The 22195-nt window shown below is 50.5% G+C and carries 26 protein-coding genes; 11 read left to right on the forward strand and 15 right to left on the reverse strand.

Annotated elements, in window-relative coordinates; all coding sequences use genetic code 11:
- Positions 1-69 precede the first annotated feature (69 nt).
- On the reverse strand, positions 70-237 hold the full coding sequence (locus tag AMM03_RS11275; RefSeq protein WP_090131689.1) for a deoxyribodipyrimidine photo-lyase: 168 nt from the start codon (positions 235-237) through the stop codon (positions 70-72).
- 21 nt (positions 238-258) lie between these two features.
- Entirely contained in the window at positions 259-1254 is a 996-nt protein-coding gene (locus tag AMM03_RS11280) for a MerR family transcriptional regulator (RefSeq protein ID WP_090131691.1), read from the reverse strand.
- A gap of 109 nt (positions 1255-1363) precedes the next feature.
- On the opposite strand from AMM03_RS11280, the gene AMM03_RS11285 reads away from it, so the two are divergent.
- On the forward strand, positions 1364-1879 hold the full coding sequence (locus tag AMM03_RS11285) for an Rrf2 family transcriptional regulator (RefSeq protein ID WP_090131693.1): 516 nt from the start codon (positions 1364-1366) through the stop codon (positions 1877-1879).
- A gap of 56 nt (positions 1880-1935) precedes the next feature.
- Here AMM03_RS11285 and AMM03_RS11290 read toward each other — a convergent pair whose 3' ends face one another.
- The 3 genes from AMM03_RS11290 to AMM03_RS11300 all read right to left on the reverse strand — a co-directional run bounded on the left by AMM03_RS11290 (position 1936) and on the right by AMM03_RS11300 (position 3862).
- Positions 1936-2346, reverse strand: a complete 411-nt coding sequence (locus AMM03_RS11290; protein WP_090131696.1) for a BLUF domain-containing protein — start codon at positions 2344-2346, stop codon at positions 1936-1938.
- A 147-nt stretch (positions 2347-2493) separates the two neighbouring features.
- Positions 2494-3492: a Bug family tripartite tricarboxylate transporter substrate binding protein gene (locus AMM03_RS11295; RefSeq protein WP_369793701.1), complete on the reverse strand. Its 999-nt coding sequence runs from the start codon at positions 3490-3492 to the stop codon at positions 2494-2496.
- Positions 3485-3862: a hypothetical protein gene (locus AMM03_RS11300; RefSeq protein ID WP_090131697.1), complete on the reverse strand. Its 378-nt coding sequence runs from the start codon at positions 3860-3862 to the stop codon at positions 3485-3487. Before AMM03_RS11300 ends, AMM03_RS11295 begins: the two co-directional genes overlap by 8 nt.
- A gap of 24 nt (positions 3863-3886) precedes the next feature.
- On the opposite strand from AMM03_RS11300, the gene AMM03_RS14185 reads away from it, so the two are divergent.
- Both AMM03_RS14185 and AMM03_RS11305 read left to right on the forward strand, forming a co-directional pair.
- Positions 3887-4036 carry a hypothetical protein gene (locus tag AMM03_RS14185; RefSeq protein ID WP_194942868.1) on the forward strand — a complete coding sequence of 50 codons (150 nt, stop codon included), beginning with the start codon at positions 3887-3889 and terminating at the stop codon, positions 4034-4036.
- Positions 4037-4305: 269 nt separating this feature from the next.
- Positions 4306-4701: a DUF2076 domain-containing protein gene (locus AMM03_RS11305; protein ID WP_090131699.1), complete on the forward strand. Its 396-nt coding sequence runs from the start codon at positions 4306-4308 to the stop codon at positions 4699-4701.
- Positions 4702-4741: 40 nt separating this feature from the next.
- Here AMM03_RS11305 and AMM03_RS11310 read toward each other — a convergent pair whose 3' ends face one another.
- A complete protein-coding gene (locus tag AMM03_RS11310; protein WP_090131701.1) occupies positions 4742-5467 on the reverse strand; it encodes a class II aldolase/adducin family protein in 726 nt (241 codons plus the stop codon).
- A 96-nt stretch (positions 5468-5563) separates the two neighbouring features.
- On the opposite strand from AMM03_RS11310, the gene AMM03_RS11315 reads away from it, so the two are divergent.
- Together AMM03_RS11315 and AMM03_RS11320 are read left to right on the forward strand one after the other, a co-directional pair.
- A complete protein-coding gene (locus tag AMM03_RS11315; RefSeq protein WP_090131703.1) occupies positions 5564-6109 on the forward strand; it encodes a PaaI family thioesterase in 546 nt (181 codons plus the stop codon).
- Positions 6110-6120: 11 nt separating this feature from the next.
- Positions 6121-6939, forward strand: a complete 819-nt coding sequence (locus tag AMM03_RS11320) for an endonuclease (RefSeq protein ID WP_228764684.1) — start codon at positions 6121-6123, stop codon at positions 6937-6939.
- Here AMM03_RS11320 and AMM03_RS11325 read toward each other — a convergent pair.
- Positions 6902-7720, reverse strand: a complete 819-nt coding sequence (locus AMM03_RS11325; protein WP_090131707.1) for a DUF2189 domain-containing protein — start codon at positions 7718-7720, stop codon at positions 6902-6904. The two genes, AMM03_RS11320 and AMM03_RS11325, sit on opposite strands and share 38 nt — an antisense overlap.
- Positions 7721-7760: 40 nt before the next feature.
- Between AMM03_RS11325 and ylqF the strand changes: the two genes are divergently transcribed.
- Positions 7761-8696 (forward strand): ribosome biogenesis GTPase YlqF, encoded by a 936-nt coding sequence (gene ylqF / locus AMM03_RS11330; protein ID WP_090131709.1) that lies wholly within the window; start codon positions 7761-7763, stop codon positions 8694-8696.
- A gap of 299 nt (positions 8697-8995) precedes the next feature.
- On the opposite strand, the gene AMM03_RS11340 is transcribed toward ylqF, so the two are convergent.
- A complete protein-coding gene (locus AMM03_RS11340) occupies positions 8996-9424 on the reverse strand; it encodes a universal stress protein (protein WP_090131712.1) in 429 nt (142 codons plus the stop codon).
- A 91-nt stretch (positions 9425-9515) separates the two neighbouring features.
- Here AMM03_RS11340 and AMM03_RS11345 point away from each other — a divergent pair, with 91 nt between their 5' ends.
- On the forward strand, positions 9516-10310 hold the full coding sequence (locus AMM03_RS11345) for an SDR family NAD(P)-dependent oxidoreductase (RefSeq protein ID WP_090131714.1): 795 nt from the start codon (positions 9516-9518) through the stop codon (positions 10308-10310).
- Between the two features lie 30 nt (positions 10311-10340).
- Here AMM03_RS11345 and AMM03_RS11350 read toward each other — a convergent pair whose 3' ends face one another.
- From AMM03_RS11350 to AMM03_RS11365, 4 genes are read right to left on the reverse strand one after another with little or no spacing between them, the layout of a single operon-like run.
- A complete protein-coding gene (locus AMM03_RS11350; protein WP_369793710.1) occupies positions 10341-11183 on the reverse strand; it encodes a carbohydrate ABC transporter permease in 843 nt (280 codons plus the stop codon).
- Positions 11184-11209: 26 nt separating this feature from the next.
- Positions 11210-12112, reverse strand: a complete 903-nt coding sequence (locus AMM03_RS11355) for a carbohydrate ABC transporter permease (RefSeq protein WP_090132103.1) — start codon at positions 12110-12112, stop codon at positions 11210-11212.
- A gap of 35 nt (positions 12113-12147) precedes the next feature.
- Positions 12148-13479, reverse strand: coding sequence for an ABC transporter substrate-binding protein (locus AMM03_RS11360; RefSeq protein WP_090131717.1), 1332 nt, complete (start codon positions 13477-13479; stop codon positions 12148-12150).
- Positions 13480-13528: 49 nt separating this feature from the next.
- Positions 13529-14602, reverse strand: a complete 1074-nt coding sequence (locus AMM03_RS11365) for an ABC transporter ATP-binding protein (RefSeq protein WP_090131719.1) — start codon at positions 14600-14602, stop codon at positions 13529-13531.
- 200 nt (positions 14603-14802) lie between these two features.
- Here AMM03_RS11365 and AMM03_RS11370 point away from each other — a divergent pair, with 200 nt between their 5' ends.
- Together AMM03_RS11370 and AMM03_RS11375 are read left to right on the forward strand one after the other, a co-directional pair.
- Positions 14803-15051, forward strand: coding sequence for a DUF3297 family protein (locus AMM03_RS11370; protein ID WP_090131721.1), 249 nt, complete (start codon positions 14803-14805; stop codon positions 15049-15051).
- Positions 15052-15083: 32 nt separating this feature from the next.
- Positions 15084-15629 carry a carboxymuconolactone decarboxylase family protein gene (locus tag AMM03_RS11375; RefSeq protein WP_090131723.1) on the forward strand — a complete coding sequence of 182 codons (546 nt, stop codon included), beginning with the start codon at positions 15084-15086 and terminating at the stop codon, positions 15627-15629.
- 90 nt (positions 15630-15719) lie between these two features.
- On the opposite strand, the gene AMM03_RS11380 is transcribed toward AMM03_RS11375, so the two are convergent.
- Entirely contained in the window at positions 15720-16700 is a 981-nt protein-coding gene (locus AMM03_RS11380) for a tripartite tricarboxylate transporter substrate binding protein (protein ID WP_090131725.1), read from the reverse strand.
- Between the two features lie 166 nt (positions 16701-16866).
- Here AMM03_RS11380 and AMM03_RS11385 point away from each other — a divergent pair, with 166 nt between their 5' ends.
- A complete protein-coding gene (locus AMM03_RS11385) occupies positions 16867-18030 on the forward strand; it encodes an aminotransferase class V-fold PLP-dependent enzyme (protein WP_090131727.1) in 1164 nt (387 codons plus the stop codon).
- Between the two features lie 10 nt (positions 18031-18040).
- Here the strand turns inward: AMM03_RS11385 and AMM03_RS11390 are convergent, their stop codons facing one another.
- Both AMM03_RS11390 and AMM03_RS11395 read right to left on the reverse strand, forming a co-directional pair.
- Positions 18041-18949, reverse strand: a complete 909-nt coding sequence (locus AMM03_RS11390; RefSeq protein ID WP_090131729.1) for an NAD(P)-dependent oxidoreductase — start codon at positions 18947-18949, stop codon at positions 18041-18043.
- Positions 18936-20111: an alkane 1-monooxygenase gene (locus AMM03_RS11395; protein ID WP_090131731.1), complete on the reverse strand. Its 1176-nt coding sequence runs from the start codon at positions 20109-20111 to the stop codon at positions 18936-18938. Before AMM03_RS11395 ends, AMM03_RS11390 begins: the two co-directional genes overlap by 14 nt.
- A 137-nt stretch (positions 20112-20248) precedes the next feature.
- Here AMM03_RS11395 and AMM03_RS11400 point away from each other — a divergent pair, with 137 nt between their 5' ends.
- Positions 20249-22195 carry an alkyl/aryl-sulfatase gene (locus tag AMM03_RS11400; protein WP_090131733.1) on the forward strand — a complete coding sequence of 649 codons (1947 nt, stop codon included), beginning with the start codon at positions 20249-20251 and terminating at the stop codon, positions 22193-22195.

Genomic DNA, 22195 nt, shown 5'->3' on the forward strand with positions numbered 1-22195 from the left:
GCAGAGGCAGAGGGGGGCTGAACGATTTCTGGTACTCCAGTATGAGGAAGCCCCCCTCTGCCTCTGCCCTCAATGATTGACCAAATTAATGTTGATCTGACCCCATTTATTGACGTGCGCAGCAGATGGCTCAATGACATAGATACAGCGGACGGGGCCATGCTTGGCAGCACGCGCCAAGACCGCGTGATCGTGCCAGCGCAAATCACGCTTGAACCAAACAACCGAATAACTCATCCGCGCAGTGCTTCCACAGCTTTATTGGGTGAGCGCGTCGAGGTCAATGCCTTCGTGTTTGGCAATCATCTCCAGGGCTGATTCAAATAATGCCCGAGCAGAACCTGAAATGGCACTCAGGTGCGCATGCAAGTGCGCGTCTTCGTTGGACTTGTTCAAGCAATCGTGGCTGTACTGCTCAAAGCTTGCCAACTGAGAAATAATTTCTGCAACATGCTTAGGACACTCGCACAAAACATTGCTTGAAATGTTAGCAACCTTCAGAAGCGCCATGTCGCTGTATTTGCGTTGCGGTATCAGGGTGCCCGATTTGAGGGGCCCCGATTTGCTTGACGTATCCACCACCAAGACAGACTTGATGAGGTCTGCCAACTCGCTGTCGGTGATGGGTTCACGGCGCACAATCATGCCGCACTCTTTCATCGATTGAATGACGGGCTCTTGGCCAAAGTTGTACAAAACAATGACTTGGAGCGCTTGATTTTTTTCAGCCAAGCGGTGAATTTCAAACTGAATGCCGGCATGCAATGAGTTGGTGTGAATCAACAAGATTTGCGGAGACTCTTGAAAATTTCCCGCCATTGCTTCTGCGTTAGAGCTGAAAATATCCGTCACACGAATGGCGTGATTGTTGAAATCGAGCGTGAACTTTTTGGATTCAATTCGACTTGCTAGCGTCAAGCCCACAATGGCAATAGAGACAGACTGAGAAGCCAGGCTGGCTGCAGATTTGGTGTGGTTGGAAGATTGTTGCTTCTGCAGCAAGTTGTTCAGGGCGGTGGTCGACATTTGGGCAATGGCGCTAATGGCGTGCCCTTGCTCTGTCAGTCGCTTTAACAAGATGGCTTTTAAAACATCGTCTTCTGTGTAGAGCCTGTGGTTGGTCTCTGTTTTGTGCGGCTTGAAAGTGTCGTACCGAGACTCCCAAATTCGCAGGGTAGGGGTAGGAACGCCACTTAAACTTGACACTGCCCCTATTTTGTGGGGGTGGTTTTGTATAGTTTTGCTGACAGTCATGGTATTCCTGAATAGATTTTGAATAGGTAATATTTGTTTTATTCTATTGAGAATAGGTTTTGTTGAGTAATGGTGTTAAATTGACCCCAGTTTAATAAAGGGGTTCAACATGTTGAATAAGCGTTCGATGCAAGGATTGAAGGTCGTTTCTTACATTGCGAGTGCGCCTCTGCACGCGCCTGCAACCGCAGATCAAATTGCCAAAAAGCTAGAGTTCTCGGTCTCGTATGTGGAGGGCCTGCTGAAGGACGCCAAGGCAGCCCACCTCATCAAGTCAATCCGTGGACCTGGTGGCGGCTACCAATTGGCTCAAGCCTTAGACAGCTTGTCGGTTTGGGATGTGGTCAGCGCCTACGAAGACGCATCTTCCAAGCAAGAAGAAAAACTGTCCAGCCCCGAGGCCAAGTTGGCTCAAAGCCTATTAGATGATTGCTGGGCCATGGAGCAAAAGTTCCTCAAAGAATCTCCCCTAAGCCGTTTGGTGGAGAAGCGCACAGTGCCAACACCTGGCGCCTCCATCAACAAAATGTTGATGAACTTCAAGCCATTGCCCAAAGCCGTTATGCCAGTGGCACCCAACTCGGTATTTGATTTGTCAAACTATATGAACTTGCAGGCTGCCTAACTCCTGCTTCATCATCACGCTGCAAATTATTGGCGGTTTGCAGCGTGAGTTCAATGTCAGTTGATGGGCGTAGACAGCTTGAGCAAATCGTCGATCAGTGAACTCAACTGTGCGCCCGAAGCTTCAAACGGATCAAACTCTGGGTGCTTCAATTGAATGATGGGGTCGCTCTCTGAAATGATGACATGCGCCATCGACCAATTGGGAAACTTGCGTTCTTGAATTTCATCAATGGCTACCAACTCCACATCTTGGTGACGTTTGTCCTTAATGATGGTGTTGTACAAACGATTGACGGTGCTTCGCTCGCCCTCAAGCACCTGAATAAACAAACCTTGCCCCTGGCACAAAACCCCCGTAATACCAGCCACTCGGTTGTGCACCCTGGCCGATTCCAAAATAGACCCCGTGACCGTGGTCGTGATGGCCCCAGTGGCGCGGCTGATGTACAAAAGTCGAATGAGCATAGTTTCCCTTAAATAATTGGGGTCAGATCAACATTAATTCCCAATCAAAGGGGCTAAAGGCTAAGGGGGCTGACCCCATTTATTGAGCCCCCCTTAGCCTTTAGCCCCTTTGATTGACTAAATTAATGTTGATCTGACCCCATTTATTCAATCAAGTTTGATGTTGGCTTTGGTAATGATGGCGCCCCATTTACGGGTTTCGGCATCGATGAATGACTTGAAGGCAGCTGGCGTGCCGCCACCAATGATCAGGCCTTGCTTTAGCATGTTTTGTTTGAAGGCAGGGTCGGCCATAGCGGCGTTGACATCGGCGTTGATGCGGGCAATGACATCGGTCGGTGTGCCCGCAGGCGCAAACAAACCGTTCCATGCCAGGGCATCAAAACCGGCATAACCCGCCTCAGCCACAGTGGGCAAATCGGGCCTGGCGCTAAGACGCTGTGGGCTGGTGACCGCCAACAACTTTAATCGGCCACCTTGCACCAAAGACAACAAAGCAGGCTCAACAGCCAACAAAGCCTGTGTTTCGTTTTGTGCCACAGACAAGGCAGCAGGCGGTGAACCATTGAAAGGCACATGCGTAGCTTCAAAGCCTGCCGCACCTTTTAGCAATTCCATCGACAAATGCGATGAGCTGCCCAGCCCCACCGAGGCATAGCTGACCTTGTCGCCTTGTGATTTAGCCCATGCCACAAACTCTTTGAAATTTTGGGCAGGGTGATTGGCAGGTACCGCCAACACGTTGGGTTGTGAGCTGGTTAAGACCACAGGCATGAGGTCTTTGGCTGGGTCATAAGGCATTTTCTTGAACATGAAGGGTCCAAAAGCCACAGGGCCGTTGAAGCCAATGCCCAGGGTGTAGCCGTCCGGTGCCGCTTTGGCAACAGCGTCCATACCAATTGTGCCACCCGCACCCGGTTTGTTTTCTACCACCAAGGCGTGGCCCCAGCGAGTTTTGAGGGTCTCGGACATGCCGCGCACAATGACGTCCAATGAGCTGCCGGCAGGGGCGGGCACCACCACTTTGACGGGTTTGGTGGGCCACGATTGTGCAGCAACGCCCAGGGTGGTCATGCCCAAACCAGTGGCGGCGATGGTACTGAAGGTCCACTGAGCAAATTTGCGCTTAGAAAGAGTCTTATTCAATTTCAGTCACTCCTGTTACAAAATAATCGGTATCGCCAAAACATGAGGTTGGCAATCCTTTGTGCTGTTCATAGTTAAGCGTCACGCGCTTGCCAGCAGCAGCTGTGATTTTTTGGACAATCGCTTCATCGCGAACCGTGAATAGAAATTTCTCAGGCGCTGCACCTGGCATGGCCACCAGTGAAAGTTCGCCTTCCCAAGTTTTGCAAATCCAACCTTTGTTGGAAACTTTTTGCAAAAACCCGGCGCGCTCACCCGTAGAGTAGCTCCAGTTGAGAGCAATAAAGATGTAAAGTGCAAACAAGGCAAGGGCGCCCAGTACCACTAAGAAAAAGGTCTTGAAGACCTTGGAGGTGTTGAGATTCGTCATTGCTTCATTCTAGAGGAGTACAAATTGGGAATCTGGATTGAATTAGGTGTATTTGCGCTGGTCTTTGTGTTTGCCATCCATCAATTTCATGACTTGAAGCAAGAAAAGAAGAAGCGCGAACGCAAATTGGCGGAACAAGAGTCTGAAAACAAAAATGGCCCACTGAACGAGTGAGCCATTTTGAAGAATTTGCAAATCAGTGTTGCTTTGCTTCTTTTGCTTTTTTGAGCAGTTTCAATTGACGGTTGTTTTCAGAAAACGCCCAAACAATGGCGACCAAAATAAACAGGTCAATGATGACCATGACGTGTGGCATGCTTGTCTCCTTGCAAGTGTTGCATGTAAGCCCAGGGCTGGTGGCAAGGTCTTGGGGTTAGACCTAGTAAAAATTCTAGCCAATTCAGTGCACGCTTGCAAACTAATTTAGCAGCCAAGGAAGCCATATGACGGGTAGTGAGCGCGATGCATTGATGCAGTTTTTACGCGAAATGATTCAAACCAAGCCCCGTATTTATGACGAAACGGCCGCCAAACTCATTGCAGAAGCCTTCCGAACGCAACCTTACGCGGCTTACTTGCTAACTCAGAGGCTGATGTTGCTTCAGGGCGGCTCGCTTGGAGAAATACCCAACAACCAGCTTGTGAAAGAGTTTTTAGACCCTCAAGCCACAGTTTGGGGTGAAGCACCGGCAGAAGTTCAATCTCTAGTACCTTTCAAACCAACCGGCCCCAGAGAAATTTCAATGGAAGAAAAAGGCCTGAAATTCATTGGCCGCAATTCCAAAATAATTTGGGTCGTCATTTTTGCAGCCTTTGCGTTGGTTCTCTTAACCAAATAGGTTCTAAGTGTCCCAAATTAACCAGTCTGACATGCTGAACTCAAGCGCCAATGTCCACTTGTCCCAATCGGGTGACCCAAAGATTCCAAGACCTTGGAATTTGTCCATCGTTCATGTCTGAAGCCAATTTCGCCTCTTCTTCATTCAAGAAACTGATCGCACCCAAGCCATTGGCGGCCAATTGCAATTTGGCGTTGACTTCTGCATAAATGGCGCGGTAAACCACCTGCTCGAGGGATGTGCCGACCACAGTGGAACCATGGCCCCGCATTAAAACGCAATTGTGCTTGCCTAATGATTTGGCCAAAGCTTCGCCCAAGTAGGCGCTTCTTATGAGCATGTCTGAATTACCAGCAGCTTCCCTAATTTCAAAATGAGCAGAACCAGAACCCAAAAAACCAGACATGTGAAACACTGGCTTGAGGGGGTTGTGCGTAATTGCGAAAGGGATAACGCTGGGGGAATGACTGTGAACCACGGCCACCACATCGGGCCGTGCACGGTAAATTTCTGAGTGGATAAAGCGCTCAAGGTAAGGACGCTCAGTGGTTTCTGAGACGGCATTGCCATCGAGGTCGTAGCAAACTATGTCTTGGCGTTTGACCAATCCGGGTGCCCGATTGCATGAAAGCAAAAACACCCCATCTTGATCAGGGTGACGGACACTGACATGGCCCAAGCCATCCACAATGCCTTGGTCGTACAAAATGCGATTGGCATAAACTAAACGATCTACTAAATCGCTGGGTGGCACTTTGAATGTCATGCTGCTGGCTCCGTTAAATAAACCCAAGTGACAGTGTATGTCAGGTCATCAAATCAATTGGCCCCACAATGTCATATCAATATAAAGAACATGACTATGACGACAGATTTAATCCTTGAACAATGGTTGGCAGAAGAGGCCGTCGTATTTAAAAATCTTCAAAATGGCCGAGGTCCAGGCGTGGCCGATCCTCAAGAGGTCAAGCATTTAACCGGTTTACAGGCCATGCAGGGCATGTTGAACGGTACCCTGCCTTACGCTGGCATTGGCAAGACCATGGATTTCCACATGATTCATGTTGAGGATGGACAGGCCGTCTTTCAGGGAGCACCCAGTGTGGGGCATTTAAATCCAATGGGTACGGTTCATGGGGGGTGGTATGCCACGCTCTTGGATTCGGCCATGGGCTGCGCAGTTCACAGCAAGATGCCCGTTGGACGGGGCTACACCACAGCCGAACTCAGTCTTAATTTGGTTCGCGCAATTACGCCCAAAGTGATTCGACTCAGGGCGATTGGCACCGTGGTGCATTGTGGTCGACAACTGGCGACCACGGAAGGGCGATTGGTTGGCCCAGATGGCACGCTTTACGCGCACGCGACATCGACTTGTTTGGTGTTTGAGCTAAAGCCAAAATCGTAGCTTGAAGGCACTTGTCGATCAACATGCCCATCGATCCTTCAATGCTGAAAGCATTGCCTCGCAGCTCAGGGGTTTATTTGTTCAAGGGCGAAGGCAGTTTGCCCCTTTACATTGGCAAAAGCGTGGACATCCGAAGTCGTGTGATGGCGCACCTGCGCGCCGAAGACGAAGCGGAAATGATGTCGCAGGCCACCCGCGTTGAATTCATTGAAACCGCTGGCGAAATTGGTGCACTGTTGTTGGAGTCTCATTTAATCAAGCAAATGAGCCCGCTTTTTAACATTCGTTTGAGGCGAATTCGAAATCTTTGCAGCATTCAGCTGTCTCAGGTCGCTGACTTTCTTCAACCCCTTGTGGTGACGGGTAAAGACTTGGGTGTGGGCGAGGTTGATGGCCTTTATGGCTTGTTTGGTTCAGTGCGAGCAGCCCAAAATAAACTCCGTGAATTGGCGGATCCGAACCGCTTGTGTTTAGGCCTGTTGGGATTGGAAAAAATAGGCGCCCGTGGCTGTTTTGGCCTACAAGTTAAAACATGCTTAGGCGCATGTGTGGGGCGTGAATCCAGAGCCGTACACGACAACAGACTGTTGAATGCATTGGCCGATATGAAAGTCCATGCATGGCCCTTTGCCGATGCCATCGAATTGATTGAAACGCAGGGCGATTGGACGCAACGTCATCGCATTCAGAACTGGCGCTACTTAGGAACATCGTGTTCTAAGTCGAGTGCCTACCCCGTGAACGTTCAAAAATCGTTTGACCTAGATACCTACAAAATATTGGTCAAGCCCATCATGATGGGCACGGCGCATGTTGCTCATGTTCAATAGGCGTTACAAGTGATTGGTAGGCATGCCAAGTGGCGTGCCCTATCCACGGCGCGGTGATGATCAACAGGGGTTTGAACACCAGCAGGCTAGTCCCAATGATGAGCACAATGAGGACGGCCCACACAAAGCAGGTGAGGGTGTGGGTCCACAGTGCGTTGGCGCTGGCAAAGGCCGCCGTAAAGAGGTCGGTGTCTTGGTCAATCAGGGTGGGCACGGTGACCAAGGCAATGGAGAATACCAAACTGGCAAAGACAAATCCGACCAAGGTCCACACAAATAAAAATTCGATGTTTTGCAGCGCAAAAATTTGTTCAAACATGGCCTGAACGGTAGGATAGCTGTGCTCGGCAAACAGCGCAAAGGTGACGATGGACACGCGGGCCCACACGATCATCATGAAGGTGAGTAAGACGGCAAAGAAGGCCACCGCTTTCCAGTTGCGTTTGAAAGCAAAAAAACTTTTGAAAAGGCTGAGGTCTTCGCCGCGTTCGTGCTGCCTAGATAACTCATAAATGCCGCAACACACAAAGGGCCCCATCAGAAAAAAGCCTGCGGTGACCCCCATGGTGGCTTGCCACAGATTGCCATAAATGAATGAAATAAAGTAGCCCATCAGGGCAAAAACAGCGCCATAAAAGCAACCGCGCCACCCAGTTTCAGCCATGTCTTGCCAGCCTTTTTTGAGCCATTGAATGGCAATCAGACTTGATAAATGCGGGCTGGCTTGTTCCATGACGACTCCAAAAATAATGCGCTTGAATTCAATCGTGCCGAATTGCATGACAATACGGCTTAGACATTTATAGGCTAATTTTAGTTTTATGGCAATTCAGTGGTTCCCGGGGCACATGCACCTCACGCGCAAAGCGATTGAGGAGCGCATCAAAGACATTGATGTGGTCATTGAAATGCTGGACGCTCGCTTGCCAGGCTCCAGCGCCAACCCCATGTTGGCACAGCTGATTCAGGGCAAGCCTGGCTTGAAGATTCTGAGCAAGCAAGACTTGGCTGACCCTGTTCAAACCCAAAGCTGGTTGGCGCATTACAACGCCATGACCAACGTGAAAGCCATTGGCCTAGACACCAGTATGGTGTCACCCGCCAAGGCATTGATTGAAGCCTGCCATCAGTTGGCGCCCAACCGAGGCGGCATGGCCAAGCCCATGCGCGTGCTCATTTGTGGCATTCCCAACGTAGGCAAGTCCACCTTGATCAACACCCTCAAAGGCAAAAAAGCAGCCAAGACGGGCGATGAAGCGGGCGTGACCAAAATAGAACAGCGCATCACCTTGGCCGATGATTTTTATTTGTACGACACGCCCGGTGTTTTGTGGCCGCGCATCATTGTGGAAAAGAGTGGCTACAACCTGGCCGCCAGTGGCGCGATTGGTGTCAATGCTTTTGACGATGAAGAGGTGGCGCTAGAGTTGTTGAACTATTTGATTGAACATTACCCCGGTGTCATCACGGCGCGTTACAAAATTGAAAACGTGTCTGAGCACACGGACGAAACGCTGTTGGAGGCAGTGGCTCGATATCGAGGGGCCATTCAATCGGGCGGCAGGGTCAATACTACCAAGGCTGCAGAAATTGTGATTCACGATTTCAGGTCGGCAGCTTTGGGTCGCTTGACTTTAGAAACACCCGACCAGTTTGCCGCTTGGCTGGCTTCAGGACTTAAGGCTGATGCAGATCGCGCTGCCAAAAAAGAAGCCCTGAACAAAGAGAAAAAGAAGTCCCGCAAAACTAAGAGTTGACCAAGCGCCAGGCCAAAAAAGCACTCAGCACAGCATTGACTAGGGCCGTCAAAGCAACCATGACAGTGCCCAAGGTCTTCAGTTCAAAATTGAGCGCAACATGAGACAAAACGGTAGACAGTAAATTTAGCGCGACCAAAATCCAGAATAGAGGATTTCGCGGTTGGAAAAGTCTTGAAAATTTCATCAATGATTGAACTTGGCTTGTTCGTCTGACGAATCAAGCCAAGTCTTGAGTGGTCATTTCCAAAGCTTACTTCAACTGTCAAATCCTCTGATTCTGGGGCTTATTGGGGCAATTAAGATTTGACCAAAACCACCGGAATTTTAGAAGTACCAACTACCCGCTGCGCCACAGAACCCATGAAGGTATCTGCCCAAGCAGAGCGGCCTTTGGTGCCCATGATGATCATGTCAAACTTACCTGATTGAGCTTCTTTGAGGATTTGCTCACTGGGATGACCATAGCGAATGGCCATGTCGTGCGGCAACTTTGTTTTGTTCAAATATTTAATGGCCCATGCCAAGTTTTTGTCTGCTTCTTCGCGCAGGTAATCCTCGACCGCGCCCTTGGGAGTTTGTTTTTTAAACAAACGAAGGGAGCTGTCATCAAGCACAGTGATGAGCGTGATGTGGCTGTCAGTTTTAAAACTACTGAACAATCTGGCGGCGTATTTGACGGCGCCTTCTGAAGCTTTTGAGCCATCGGTGGTGACCAATAATTTCATACAAACCTTTCAAAGTGTTGTTTAATCTTAGACAGTTGATTTTTGAAGGGCTTGATCCAAATCAAGTTCTTCGCTTTTTGAAAGTAAACAGATGTCTGACAAAAAAGTAGCATTGGTCACAGGCTCGGCCACGGGTGTGGGCGCAGCAACGGCACTCGGTTTAGCACAGCGCGGCTACAACGTCGTCATCAACTATTCCAAAAGCGAAACCGAAGCATTGGCGTCTGAAGCTGCGTGCCGCGCAGCAGGTGCAGACACATTGCTGCTTAAGGGCGATGTTTCAAATGATCAAGATTGCAAAGACATAGTGGCCGCCACAATGGCCAAGTGGCAACGCTTGGATGCCCTGGTGAACAACGCGGGCATCACCACTTTTTCGGGCGCAGGCAATTGGGATGCACTGAATGCTGAAATTTTCCAACGCATTTTTGAAGTGAATGTGCTGGGCACGTTTCAAATGGTGCGCGCTTGTGTGTCAAACCTCAAAGCCTCACAAGGTTGCATTGTCAATGTGTCCTCGGTTGCGGGCGCCTTGGGCATTGGGTCTAGCATTCCTTACATCGCCTCCAAAGGCGCCATGAATTCCATGACGCTTCATTTGGCGCGCACCCTGGCGCCAGAAGTGCGTGTCAATGCCGTGTGCCCTGGCATGATCACAACACGCTGGTTTGTAGACGGTGTGGGTCAGGAAAACTTTGAAAAACTCAAAGCGCAGTATGAACAAACCACGCCGCTTGCGCGCGCCTGCACAGCAGAGGACGTGGCCGAATCGATCATTTGGTTGGTGGATGGTGCTCGCACCGTCACTGGCGAGACCATCTTGCTAGACTCTGGCATGCACCTAGGACGCGCCGTCAGTGTGCCAGCCCGTCCGACTAGCCCTTAAGCTGTCGGATTCGGAACTACTGGCTGGGGTTTATTCTTTGACCGATCCGGTCATGCCAGACACGTAGTACTCAACGAAGAATGAGTAAATAAATGCCACGGGCAAGGAGCCAAAGAGAGCACCGGCCATCAGGGCGCCCCAGTGATAGACGTCACCCTCGACCAATTCAGTGACCACGCCCACCGGCACGGTTTTGACTTCACTGGACGACACAAATGTGAGTGCGTAAATGAACTCATTCCAAGACAAGGTGAAGGCAAAAATACCTGCCGAAATAAGGCCTGGCACTGACAAAGGCAAAATGATTTTGACCAAAATTTCCCAGCGATTGGCGCCGTCAATCATGGCGCATTCTTCTAGCTCAAATGGAATAGAGCGGAAGTAACCCATGAGCAGCCAAGTACAGAACGGAATGAGGAAGGTGGGGTAGGTCAGAATGAGTGCCAGACGGGTGTCAAACAAGCCCAACTGAAACACAACCGATGACAAAGGAATGAACAAAATAGAGGGTGGCACCAAGTAAGCCAAGAAGATGGCCAGGCCGGTGTGCTTGGCACCTTTGAAGCGCAAGCGTTCAATGGCGTAAGCCGCTAACACTGATGCAAACAAAGAAAAGAAGGTGGCCGTGACAGAAACCACCACGGTGTTCCACATCCACTGTGGATAGGCCGTTTTAAACAGAAGCTTTTCGACGTGAGCCAGGGTAGGGGCCACAATCCAGAAAGGATTGCCATCACGCGAGAGCAGTTCGTTGTCGGGCTTGAAGGCTGTGATGCCCATCCAGTAAAACGGAAATAGCAAGACGAATAAGAATAGCAATAGCGGTAAGTAAGTTTTGAAAACCTTGGTGGCATTGCTGTCCAAATAGGACATGCCCACGTTGTCTTGTGTGTCTTTGCTCATTTGTCGCTGCCGCCTTGTTGCCATGTGCGGCGTTGAAGTCCGAAATAACTGAAGAGAATGGCCGCCAACAGGAAGGGCACCATGGCGATGGCAATGGCCGCGCCTTCTCCCAATGCGCCGCCAGAAATGGCGCGCTGGAACGATAAAGTGGCCATGAGGTGGGTTGCATTGAGCGGGCCGCCTCGTGTCAACACATATATCAGCTGGAAGTCTGTGAAGGTAAACAGCACAGAGAAGGTCATGGTGACCGCAATGATGGGGGTGAGCAATGGCAAAGTAACGTGCCAGAACTGCTGCCAGGGCGTAGCGCCATCGATGGCAGACGCCTCATAGTAAGAGGGAGAGATGGTCTGTAAACCAGCCAGCAAGGTAATGGCCACAAAAGGTACACCGCGCCACACATTGGCAGCCAAAGTGGAAAAGCGGGCATTCCAAGGTGAACCTAAGAAATCAATGTAGCCGTCAATCCAGCCCATTTTGACCAGTGCCCAACTGATGATGGAAAACTGCGAGTCAAAAATCCACCAGAAGGCGATGGCCGACAAGGCCGTGGGAACAATGTAGGGCAGCAAAATGACTGCACGGAAAAACGATTTGAAACGAAGGTTTTTGTTCAACAGCAATGCCAACCAAAGTCCCAAGAAGAACTTGAGCACACTGGCCACAGTGGTGTAGAACATGGTGTTGAACAGCGCCAACTGGGTGACGCTATCGCCCAACAAGAAAATATAGTTTTCCAGTCCAATCCATTGGCCGCCGCGGCCAATTTTGGTATCCGTAAAACCAAGCCAAACACCCAAGCCGAGAGGGTATGTCAGAAACAGCAGCAACAAAAGCGCTGCCGGCATCATAAAGATCAGGCCGAGTACATTGCGGCTGTTCTGAATTCTCTCGAGCAAGGGTGTCATGGGTTCTTTTCAGTTAAGAGCAAAGATTAAACTTTGTAGTAACGCTCTGCACGTTTCTGTGCGCGTTCTGCAGCTTCTTTCGGTGTTTTAGAACCGCTGGCAGCTTCAGCAACCATGTTGACCACAATGAAGTCAGCACCGGCGCCAGCTGAGGCATAACCCAGCTTGCCTGCATAGCCTGCAGGACGCATGTTTTTCACGCAATCGCGATAGGCGGTGTGCTTTGGATCTGAAGTCCAGATGGCAGACTTGGTGTAGAAGTCCAATGGAGGCGCAATGTAACCACCGGCTGCTGTGAGCCATGGATCGAATTGCTCTTTTTCCATCATGAAGCGCAAGAATTCTTTGGCTGCATTGGGGAACTTGGTGTACTTCATGACCATTTGGTTGAAGAACAGGTGTGACTCGGTAGGCGTGCCAACAGGGCCAACGGGGTAAGCAGCGTGGTGAACGTCAGCATTCAATGCGCGCACTTTTTCATCAGGAGATGTTTTGGTGGCGTAGTAAATGGAAATACCGTTGTTGGTAACGCTAACTTGACCATCCAAGAATGCTTTGTTGTTGTTGGGGTCGAGCCAAGACAATGTGCCTGGTGGGAACGTGGCGTACATCTCTTTGGCGTATTCCAAAGCCTTGATGGTTTCTGGGCTGTCAATGACCACCTTGTTGTTGGCATCGACCAATTTGCCGCCAAAAGCCCAAACGAGCCAGTTGCACCAAAGGCCATCACCTGTGGCATTGCCAAGGGCGAATCCACCGGGCGTGCCTTTTTCTTTAAGAGCTTTGAGCATCTTCAAGAAGCCGTCTGTGTCTTTGGGGAATGAGTCAAAACCTGCAGCCTTGAGGTGGCTTTGACGGTAAACCATCATGGCGCCTGCTGCACCCAGGGGCACACCAATCCATTTTTTGCCATCGGGCTTAAGGTAAGCGTGGCATGAAGGGAAGAAACCGCCGTATTTTTTGCCCAAGTATTCGCAGAGGTCTGTGACGTCCAGAAGTTTTTCTGGATACAAGTTGGCATCGTCGTTGGTCGACAAAATGATGTCGGGACCAGCGCCAGTGTTGGCTGCCACAGCAGCCTTGGGGCGCACGTCTTCCCAACCTTCGTTGTCAACGCGAACTTCAACGCCAGTGAGTTCTGTGAACTTCTTGACGTTGGCCATGTAGGCGTCGATGTCGCCTTGCACAAAACGGCTCCAGCGCAAAACGCGCAACTTGGCGCCTTTTTCGGGCTTGAAGCTCATGGTCTGAGCTTGGGCAGCGGGGCTAACCGCCATGGCGCCCATACCCAAGGTGGTGGTAGCTGCCGCAGCGCCGGCTGAGCTTTCCAGGAAGTCGCGTCGATTCAGTTTTGTCATGAAATGTCTCCTATTTGAGTGGTTTAGCGACGAGAAAAAAGGGGCGAAATTAGGCCACCAGACGCTTGCCCGACGCAGCGTCAAAGACGTGCGCGCGGTCCATGTCGGGTTGTAAATTGATGGTGCGGCCTAATTGGAATTCGTGACGCTCGCGGAAGACCGCTGAGAACTCGACACCTTCGTGGCGGCAGGCCACAAAGGTATCCATGCCGGTGGGCTCCATGACAGCCACTTGGGCTGAGATGCCGCCGCTGTCGGCCAAGCTGAGGTGTTCTGGGCGAGTACCAAACACCACGGGCTGGCCGTTTTGGCCATTAACGGGGCGTGGCAAATTCAGTTTGAGGCCATCGTTCAATTCAACTTGATGCTGGCCACCTTCAATGCGCAACTTGCCAGGCAAGAAATTCATCGCGGGAGAGCCAATGAAGCCAGCAACAAATTGGTTGGCCGGGAAGTCGTACAGCTCGAGGGGTGAGCCAGTTTGTTCAATGCGGCCATCGCGCATGACTACAATTTGATCGCCCATGGTCATAGCTTCAATTTGATCGTGCGTGACGTAGATTGAAGTGGTTTGAAGGCGTTGGTGCAACTCTTTGATTTCGCTGCGCATGGCGACACGCAGTTTGGCATCGAGGTTGGATAAAGGCTCGTCAAACAAGAACACCTGGGGATCGCGAACAATGGCGCGGCCCATGGCCACACGCTGGCGTTGACCACCCGACAATTGACGGGGAAAGCGATCTAGCAAAGAGCCCAAGGCCAAGATGTCGGCTGCACGGGCTACTTTTTTGTCGATTTCGTCTTGGGGGCGCTTGGCCAAGGTGAGCGAGAAAGCCATGTTTTCACCCACCGTCATGTGCGGGTAGAGCGCATAGTTTTGGAACACCATGGCGATGTCGCGCTCTTTGGGGGGCAAGTCATTGACCTTGTTGCTGCCAATGTGAATTTCGCCAGAAGAGACTTCTTCTAAGCCGGCAATCATGCGGAGCAGGGTGGATTTGCCGCAACCGGAGGGGCCCACCAAGACGGTGAAAGAACCGTCTTTAATTTCAATGTCAACACCGTGAAGGATGGGAACATCGCCAAAATTCTTTTTGACGGATCGGATCGATACACTGGCCATTGATTAATTCCTGAAATAAAACTGAGATCTAAACAGCAGATCTTCGGTAACTCGAATCTGTTTGCAGTATCACACGCTAAACCGGCGTGCTCTATCCAAGATAACCCTAATTGGTCTGACCAGATGAGGGTTATTCGGAACGAGCCAAGACATGTTTCACTGTTACGATCATAGGAGTTTGACTTCATCCAACTTGAAACATGAGCGACACACCCTCACGCCCCGAACTCCCAGATCATCTGTCGATCGACTCTCGCAGTCCTTTTTACAACCCCGAAGTTTTAAAGCACGACATTGGCATTCGTTTCAATGACAAAGACCGCCAAGACGTTGAGGAATATTGCCTCAGCGAGGGCTGGGTCAAAGTGCCGGCCGGCAAAACGCTTGATCGAAAAGGCCAGCCCTTGCTGATCAAGCTCAAGGGCAAGTTAGAAGTCTTTTACAAATAAGCACACAACATTCACATCTAAGGTTTTTAATCATGCGCATTCCAGATTGGACTCCCGAACAACATCCCCAACCCCAAGAATTGGTCGATGCCATTTTGGCCAGACGGGGGGGCGCTCTTCTGAATTTGGACAAAGCACTTTTGTGGAGTGAGCCCGTTGCAGCAGGTTGGAATGTTTATTTGCGAAATGTGCGCACAGGACTTTCGGCATCCCGCAAGTTGTGTGAACTGGGTATCTGCACAGTGGCGCTGTTAACGGGTGCGCATTACGAGTACCACCACCATGCACCCGACTACATCAAAGCGGGTGGCACCCAAGCAGAGTTAGATGCACTTCAGCGGGCCGTTAAAGCCAATCCTTCAGAGGGTGTTTCGGATGGCGGCTTGGACGAAATGTCGCAGTGGGTGGTGCAATACGCAGCCCAAATGACGCTGCACGTGAAGGTGGACGATGCCTTGTTCAAAAAACTACAAGCCCGCATGAACACCACTGAAATATTTGAATTGACCACCGCCATTGCCACCTACAACATGGTGGCTCGTATTTTGGTAGCCCTTCAAATTACGCCTGAAGCCTAATTTAAAAAGGCCACAAAGACGCCTTGCGCATACGCCTTTTTATATGCCATTTAAAAAGCGCCTTTCAAAGGCGCTTTTGTTTGCATTCATTTAGTCGGGTTTGATGCCGTTTTCGCGAACCACTTTGGCCCACGTGTCAATTTGCTTGTCGATGAAGGTTTTGGCTTTGTCCACACTGCCGCCCGAAATTTCAATGCCTTGTGCGCTAAGGCGTTGAGAAACTTCTGGGTTTTGCAATACCTTGTTGAGCTCTTCGTTCATGCGCTTGACAACGTCTGGGGGTGTTTTGGCAGAAGCCAACAAAGCCCACCAAGCGGGTGCTTCAAAACCTGGAAAGCCTGCTTCGGCAATGGTGGGCACTTCAGGAAATTCAGGCACGCGCTTGAGAGATGTCACGGCCAAAGGGCGAATGCGTTTGTTGTCGATGTGGGGTTTGCTCAAAAACACGGTGCCCATGGCCAAAGGCACATGTCCTGCAACCGCATCGGTCATTAAAGGACCTCCGCCTTTGTAGGGGATGTGATTGAACTCCATGTTGGCATTTTTGCCTAACAAAGCCATGGCCAAGTGACCCAAACTGCCGTTGCCAATGGTGCCAAAAGAAACATTCTTTTTGGCCTTGGCCGCAGCCACCACGTCGGCAAAAGTTTTGTATTCGTTGCCCACATTGGACGTCAGCACCATGGCCGATGTGCCCACCAAAATGAGCGGCACAATGTCCTTCTTGCTGTCGTAAGGCATGTTGGGAATCAGGCTTTGGTTCACACCGTGGGTGTCAAAGACCACCGCAAAGGTATAGCCGTCAGCGGGTGCAGACAAAACGCTAGCCGTTCCAATGACGCCAGACGCACCACCTTTGTTTTCCACCACAACGCTTTGGCCTAATTGTTGGGCAAGTACAGGCGCAATGATTCGGGACACTTGGTCAACAGAGCCGCCAGGCGGAAACACAGCCACCAATTTAATGGGCTGCTTGGTGGGCCAAGCCTGTGAGAAGGCCAAGGTGGGAAGCAGGGCGGCTAAACATAAAAGTTGTTTGGCGCGCAGTGATATCTGTGGTTTTGAAAGCATTTGAATTTGTCCCTTTTTTCAGATCCTAGTGTGATGTCTTTTTAAAATGGCTGGTGTAAACCCTCTGTTTGTGTGGATATTCAAGGCCTAAGCCCCCCAGTTGGGCTGACAAATCAGCCCTAAAGGCTTAAAATAAAAAGTTCCCCTACCCAACAGGAGCCAAGCCATGCCTGCATTGCTGCCCAACATCGATCCAGATGGATTGCTTGAATTTTCAGTGGTCTACACCGATCGTGCCTTGAACCACATGTCCAAACGCTTTCAAGGTGTGATGCAAGACATCTCTGCCATTTTGAAAGAGGTTTATGCCGCCCATTCAGTGGCCTTGGTTCCTGGCAGTGGCACCTTTGGCATGGAATCTGTGGCCAGACAATTTGCCCATGGCAAAAAAGTCATGGTCATTCGCAATGGTTGGTTTAGCTACCGTTGGACCCAAATTTTTGACATGGGTGCCATTCCCAGTGCCTCTGTTGTCTTGAAAGCAAGGCAACAAAGTGCTGACACCAAATCGGCCTGGACACCTTGTCCCATTGAAGAAGTCGAAGCCCAAATTGCTGCTGAAAAACCTGCAGTCGTTTTTGCGCCTCACGTCGAAACTTCCGCTGGCATGATTTTGCCCGACGCTTATTTGAAGCGTGTCTCGGAGGCTGCTCACAAAGTAGGCGGGCTGCTGGTGTTGGACTGTATTGCTTCTGGCGCTATGTGGGTTGACATGAAAGCCACGGGCGTTGATGTTTTGATCAGTGCCCCCCAAAAGGGTTGGAGCGGCTCACCTTGCTGCGCAATGATCATGCTCAGCGAGCGCGCAAGGCAAGCCATTGAATCCACGCAAAGCTCCAGCTTTGCCTGCGACTTAAAAAAATGGTTGCAAATCATGGAAGCCTATGAGTCCGGCGCGCACATGTACCACACCACCATGCCCACCGATGCGCTAGCTCGACTTCGTGAAGTCATGATGGAAACACAGGCTTATGGCTTTGCCAAGGTCAAGCAAGAACAGCAGGCGTTGGGCAATCAAGTGCGAGACTTGTTGGAATCGCGTGGCTTTCAAAGTGTGGCTGCCGAGGGTTTTCAGGCGCCTGGCGTGGTGGTCAGTTACACCCAAGATGCCGACATTCACAACAGCAAAAAGTTTTTGAGTTTGGGTCTGCAAACAGCAGCCGGCGTGCCTTTGCAGTGCGACGAACCCAAAGACTTCATGACTTTCCGCATTGGTTTGTTTGGCCTCGAAAAATTGCACAATCCATCGCGCAGTGTGCAACACTTGGCCCATGCATTAGATGAGATGGGCTACGCGCCTGTTCAAAAGCCAGAGCCAGCATTGGCCTGATTAATCAGGCTCAGTGTTTTGATTGAGCAATAGGTTGACCGCCGGCCTGCAAAAACAGGCTGGCATCGTCTAGGTGCGCAAAGCCGTTCAGACAAGCTGCCGCAAACTGCTCAGTGGCCACCACGCCCAGCGCTGGTTGTTTGACAGACATGTCTTTGCATGCTTCCAAAGCCAAACGCGTGTCTTTGGCCAACAGCGTGGTGTGCGCTCGGGGCTCAAAATCATTTTGCAGGGCCCTCTGCATTCTGTCTTGACCAATCCAACTTTGACCACTGCTGGCTTGCATCACAGCCAGTGTGGTTTGTGGATTCAATCCCCAAGATTGGGCCATGGCCAAAACTTCACTGACTCCAGCCAAATTGATGCCAGCCAAGAGGTTGTTAGACAGCTTGGTCTTGGCGGCATCGCCGGCGGTTTCGCTAATGACAAACCGATGGGGGGTGATGGCATTCAGTAATGCTTCTTGTGCCGCTAGCACTGTTTGAGCACCCGCCAACATGAAGCTCATCTGGCCCTCTCTGGCTCTGGTGGGGCCACCCGACATGGGGGCATCGATCAATTGCAATCCCCGTGATTGAACCTGCGCTGCAAACTTAGCCACATCCAATGGGCCCAGTGTGGGGCACAAAAATAGGACTTGGTTTGCTTGTGCGCCAGATAGAAATCCGTCATGTCCGTTCAGGACCTCATTGACTTGGGTGGCATCGACCACCACCACAAAGGTGCTGCTGCATTGTTTGGCAATTTCAGCCGGGCTGCTCAATACCGTGGCGCCTAACAGCTTTGCTTTTTGCAGGGCCTGTTGGTCAATGTCATATACAGCCACTGGCCAGCCTTGTGACAAAAGTCGCGCCATCATGGCGAAACCCATGTTGCCAATGCCGATGAAGCCAACCCAGCCCAACTTACTCAATGCCATATTTTTGTTTCAAGCGTTGTTGAGCGCTTGGTAAGAAGTTAATTCGTTGTGCATCGGAGCCGACAGTCTTGATGAGTAAGGGGTCCATTACCCGATACCAGAGAGGTGGAATGTAGGCCAAAAAGAACATACCAAAATAGCCCGAAGGAAGTCTAGGCAAGTTGGGAAAATCTCTGAGTGATTGGTAGCCTCTACCGGGGTGGGTGTGATGATCGGAGTGACGTTGCAGTTGGAACAAAACCAAATTGGACACCAAGTGGTTGCTGTTCCATGAATGATGTGGCTTGCAAGTTTCGTAGGTGCCCTGTTCAGTCTTGAGTCTTTGAATGCCGTAATGCTCCACATAGTTGGCAGACGTCAATTGAAAAGCACCCCAAAGAGCGACAGGCACCAGAACTGCCACCATGGCCAAGCCATAGACATAAATAAGCGTGCCATAGACCAAGGTGGTAATGCACAAAGCTTGCAAAATTTCATTGTCAGGATGCCAGGTTGAACGTCCTGTTCTGGTCAATCGATCGGCTTCTAAATGCCAGGCCCTGAGTGCCGCACCCGGCATTTCTCTGCATGCAAATTGGTAAATGTTTTCGCCCATTTTGGAAGAGGCAGGATCTTCTGGGGTGCTGACATGCCGGTGATGCCCCCTGTTGTGTTCAATGGAGAAATGGCCATAAGCGCCTAGCGCTGTATTGATCAATGCAATTTTGCGGGGTAGTGTGCCCAGCTTGTGCCCAAGTTCATGGCTGACATTGAGACCAAAACCCAAGACCGATCCGGTGATGATGACGGTGGCCAACCATTCCCAAATACTGAGGGTGTGCGTGCACAGAAATATGCAATTGAAAATTACAGCCACCCACAAAACGGGAATGGTGGCATAGGTGATGGCACGGTAATAGCCATCGCTTTCGAGCGCTTTCACCTCAGACTCAGGTGGATTGCTGGTGTCTTCGCCTATCCAAAAATCTAGCAAGGGGATGAAAACATAGAAAAACACCAAAGGAAAAAATAAGACCCATGCGCCAACATCAAACATGCTCACGCTGACTGGCCCTACCAATGAAAGGCCAGGTCCTATGACCGAAAACAACCAGGCATAGCGTTTTTTATCGATGTAGAGCGGAGTGGGCGGGGGGCCAGTATCAACGGCAAGATTGGACATGAAAAATGAGGTCCTTGATGGAACACCCAAAGTATGAGCCTTGCTCGTTAAATGAACAGGGTATTACCCCTAGGTCAAATGCCCGACATGCTCTATAACTCCTCAGCTAAGGAGTTTTAGACATGCAGGGCTGCGGTATGACATCGAACCTCAGAGTTCGTTTACTTTTGGTGGTGTTCTTGAGTTTGCTCACCATGGCTTGTCAAAAGTCGGAGACATCTACTGCACCCAAAACGGTTGCTGATTCTGCTCAAACGCAGGTCTCTGAAGCCTGGCTAGATCAAAGCGATGCCAGAAAAGGCTTCATTGCGGCGCCTACAGGACAGGTCAAAGATTCAGAAGGCAAGGTCATATGGGACTTTGATGCGTTTAAATTCATTCACGGCAATGCGCCTGCAACGGTCAACCCAAGTCTTTGGCGACAAGCCACTTTGAACAATCAAATCGGTTTATTCAAGGTGAGTGAGGGCATTTGGCAACTGCGCGGATTTGATCTGGCCAACATGACCCTGATTCAAGGGAAAACAGGTTGGATCGTGGTGGATGCTCTGACATCCCAAGAAACTTCTGCTGCGGCTATGGCCTTCGCGCGCATTCATTTGGGAAATCAAAAAGTATCGGCGCTTATCTTTACGCACAGCCATGTCGATCATTTTGGTGGTGCTTTAGGGGTGCTCAGTGCGCAAGAAGTCAAATCTGAAAACATACCCGTTGTGGCGCCAACAGGCTTTATGGAGGAGGCCACCAGTGAAAACATTTTGATGGGGCCGGCCATGGGACGACGGGCCATGTACATGTATGGCAGCCGTCTGCCCAAAAATGAGAGGGGCCTGGTGGACAATGGTTTGGGCAAGGCGGTGGCCTTTGGCAAGATGGGCATTTTGGCGCCCACCATCACGGTAACCCAAGACAAACAGTCATTGACCCTGGATGGTGTGCAATTTGTTTTTCACAATGCTTCAGGCACCGAAGCGCCTTCTGAATTCACGTTTTACTTGCCAGAATTCAAAGCCTATTGCGGTGCAGAAATCATGGGGCACACCCTCCACAATTTGTACACCTTGCGAGGGGCCAAAGTGCGCGATGCCACCAAGTGGGCGTCGGTTTTGAACGATTCTTTGCGCCACGTTCAAAATTCAGAAGTTGTATTCAACCAGCACCACTGGCCAGTCTGGGGCGCAGCAAACATTCAGGATTTCATCTCAAAGCAGCGAGATGCGTACCAATTCATTCACGATCAAACCGTGCGACACATCAATGCAGGTCTGAACGCATCCGAAATATCAGAACTGGTCAAAATGCCCAAAGCACTGGACGAGCATTTGAGCGTGAGGGGTTATTACGGCACGGTGCGTCACAATGTCAAGGCCGTGTATCAAAACTACATGGGTTGGTTTGATGCTCACCCAGCCAACCTCGATCCGCTCCCAGCCCTTGAGGCTTCAGAACGTTACGTCAAGTTGATGGGGGGCGAAGACAAAGTGGTGGCTGCCGCTAAAGAAGCTGTCGCAAAAAGTGAACACCGTTGGGCCGCAGAATTGCTCAAGCATGTGGTCTATGTGTCGCCCAAAAATAAGGAAGCTAAAAGTTTGTTGGCTGAAACTTTTGATCACCTGGGTTTTGCCTCGGAGTCTTCGGCCTGGCGTAACTTTTATTTAACCGGTTCAATGGAGTTGCGTGAAGGCCCGCCAGAAAAAGGCATGCCCAGAGAGAACTTGATTGACATGCTCAATCAAACGCCCATTGAACGCTACTTAGAAGCGATGGCGGCATCTCTCAACGCAAGCAAGGCGGATGGTAAAAATCTGAAAATCAATTTGGTTTTTTCTGACACCAAGCAAAGCTATGTATTGCGCATTCACAACTCGGTCTTGCACCATGCGCAGAAAGCCCCCGAAAAAGACGCCAATGCCACATTGACACTGACCCAACCCTTCTTTCTAAAAATGGTTTTGGGTCAAGCCGGTGGCAAAGATTTGTTGTTGTCGGATCAAACCAAAATAGACGGTAGCACCATCGATTTGGCTTCGTTTTTTAGCATGCTGGACAAGGCGCCCGGTAATTTTTCCATTGTGACAAGGTAA

It is taken from the genome of Limnohabitans sp. Rim11, from assembly GCF_001269365.1.
GTDB lineage: Bacteria > Pseudomonadota > Gammaproteobacteria > Burkholderiales > Burkholderiaceae_C > Limnohabitans_A.

Excerpts from the sequence above, each read along its gene's own strand:
- AMM03_RS11275 (WP_090131689.1), bottom strand. The coding sequence starts at position 237 with ATGAGTTATTCGGTTGTTTGGTTCAAGCGTGATTTGCGCTGGCACGAT.
- AMM03_RS11390 (WP_090131729.1), bottom strand. The coding sequence starts at position 18,949 with ATGGCATTGAGTAAGTTGGGCTGGGTTGGCTTCATCGGCATTGGCAAC.
- AMM03_RS11285 (WP_090131693.1), top strand. The coding sequence starts at position 1,364 with ATGTTGAATAAGCGTTCGATGCAAGGATTGAAGGTCGTTTCTTACATT.
- AMM03_RS11340 (WP_090131712.1), bottom strand. The coding sequence starts at position 9,424 with ATGAAATTATTGGTCACCACCGATGGCTCAAAAGCTTCAGAAGGCGCC.
- AMM03_RS11350 (WP_369793710.1), bottom strand. The coding sequence starts at position 11,183 with ATGTCCTATTTGGACAGCAATGCCACCAAGGTTTTCAAAACTTACTTA.
- AMM03_RS11400 (WP_090131733.1), top strand. The coding sequence starts at position 20,249 with ATGACATCGAACCTCAGAGTTCGTTTACTTTTGGTGGTGTTCTTGAGT.
- AMM03_RS11345 (WP_090131714.1), top strand. The coding sequence starts at position 9,516 with ATGTCTGACAAAAAAGTAGCATTGGTCACAGGCTCGGCCACGGGTGTG.
- AMM03_RS11360 (WP_090131717.1), bottom strand. The coding sequence starts at position 13,479 with ATGACAAAACTGAATCGACGCGACTTCCTGGAAAGCTCAGCCGGCGCT.
- AMM03_RS11310 (WP_090131701.1), bottom strand. The coding sequence starts at position 5,467 with ATGACATTCAAAGTGCCACCCAGCGATTTAGTAGATCGTTTAGTTTAT.
- AMM03_RS11395 (WP_090131731.1), bottom strand. The coding sequence starts at position 20,111 with ATGTCCAATCTTGCCGTTGATACTGGCCCCCCGCCCACTCCGCTCTAC.
- AMM03_RS11290 (WP_090131696.1), bottom strand. The coding sequence starts at position 2,346 with ATGCTCATTCGACTTTTGTACATCAGCCGCGCCACTGGGGCCATCACG.
- AMM03_RS11280 (WP_090131691.1), bottom strand. The coding sequence starts at position 1,254 with ATGACTGTCAGCAAAACTATACAAAACCACCCCCACAAAATAGGGGCA.
- AMM03_RS11385 (WP_090131727.1), top strand. The coding sequence starts at position 16,867 with ATGCCTGCATTGCTGCCCAACATCGATCCAGATGGATTGCTTGAATTT.
- AMM03_RS11315 (WP_090131703.1), top strand. The coding sequence starts at position 5,564 with ATGACGACAGATTTAATCCTTGAACAATGGTTGGCAGAAGAGGCCGTC.
- AMM03_RS11305 (WP_090131699.1), top strand. The coding sequence starts at position 4,306 with ATGACGGGTAGTGAGCGCGATGCATTGATGCAGTTTTTACGCGAAATG.
- AMM03_RS11325 (WP_090131707.1), bottom strand. The coding sequence starts at position 7,720 with ATGCAATTCGGCACGATTGAATTCAAGCGCATTATTTTTGGAGTCGTC.
- ylqF (WP_090131709.1), top strand. The coding sequence starts at position 7,761 with ATGGCAATTCAGTGGTTCCCGGGGCACATGCACCTCACGCGCAAAGCG.
- AMM03_RS11365 (WP_090131719.1), bottom strand. The coding sequence starts at position 14,602 with ATGGCCAGTGTATCGATCCGATCCGTCAAAAAGAATTTTGGCGATGTT.
- AMM03_RS11300 (WP_090131697.1), bottom strand. The coding sequence starts at position 3,862 with ATGACGAATCTCAACACCTCCAAGGTCTTCAAGACCTTTTTCTTAGTG.
- AMM03_RS11370 (WP_090131721.1), top strand. The coding sequence starts at position 14,803 with ATGAGCGACACACCCTCACGCCCCGAACTCCCAGATCATCTGTCGATC.
- AMM03_RS11380 (WP_090131725.1), bottom strand. The coding sequence starts at position 16,700 with ATGCTTTCAAAACCACAGATATCACTGCGCGCCAAACAACTTTTATGT.
- AMM03_RS11375 (WP_090131723.1), top strand. The coding sequence starts at position 15,084 with ATGCGCATTCCAGATTGGACTCCCGAACAACATCCCCAACCCCAAGAA.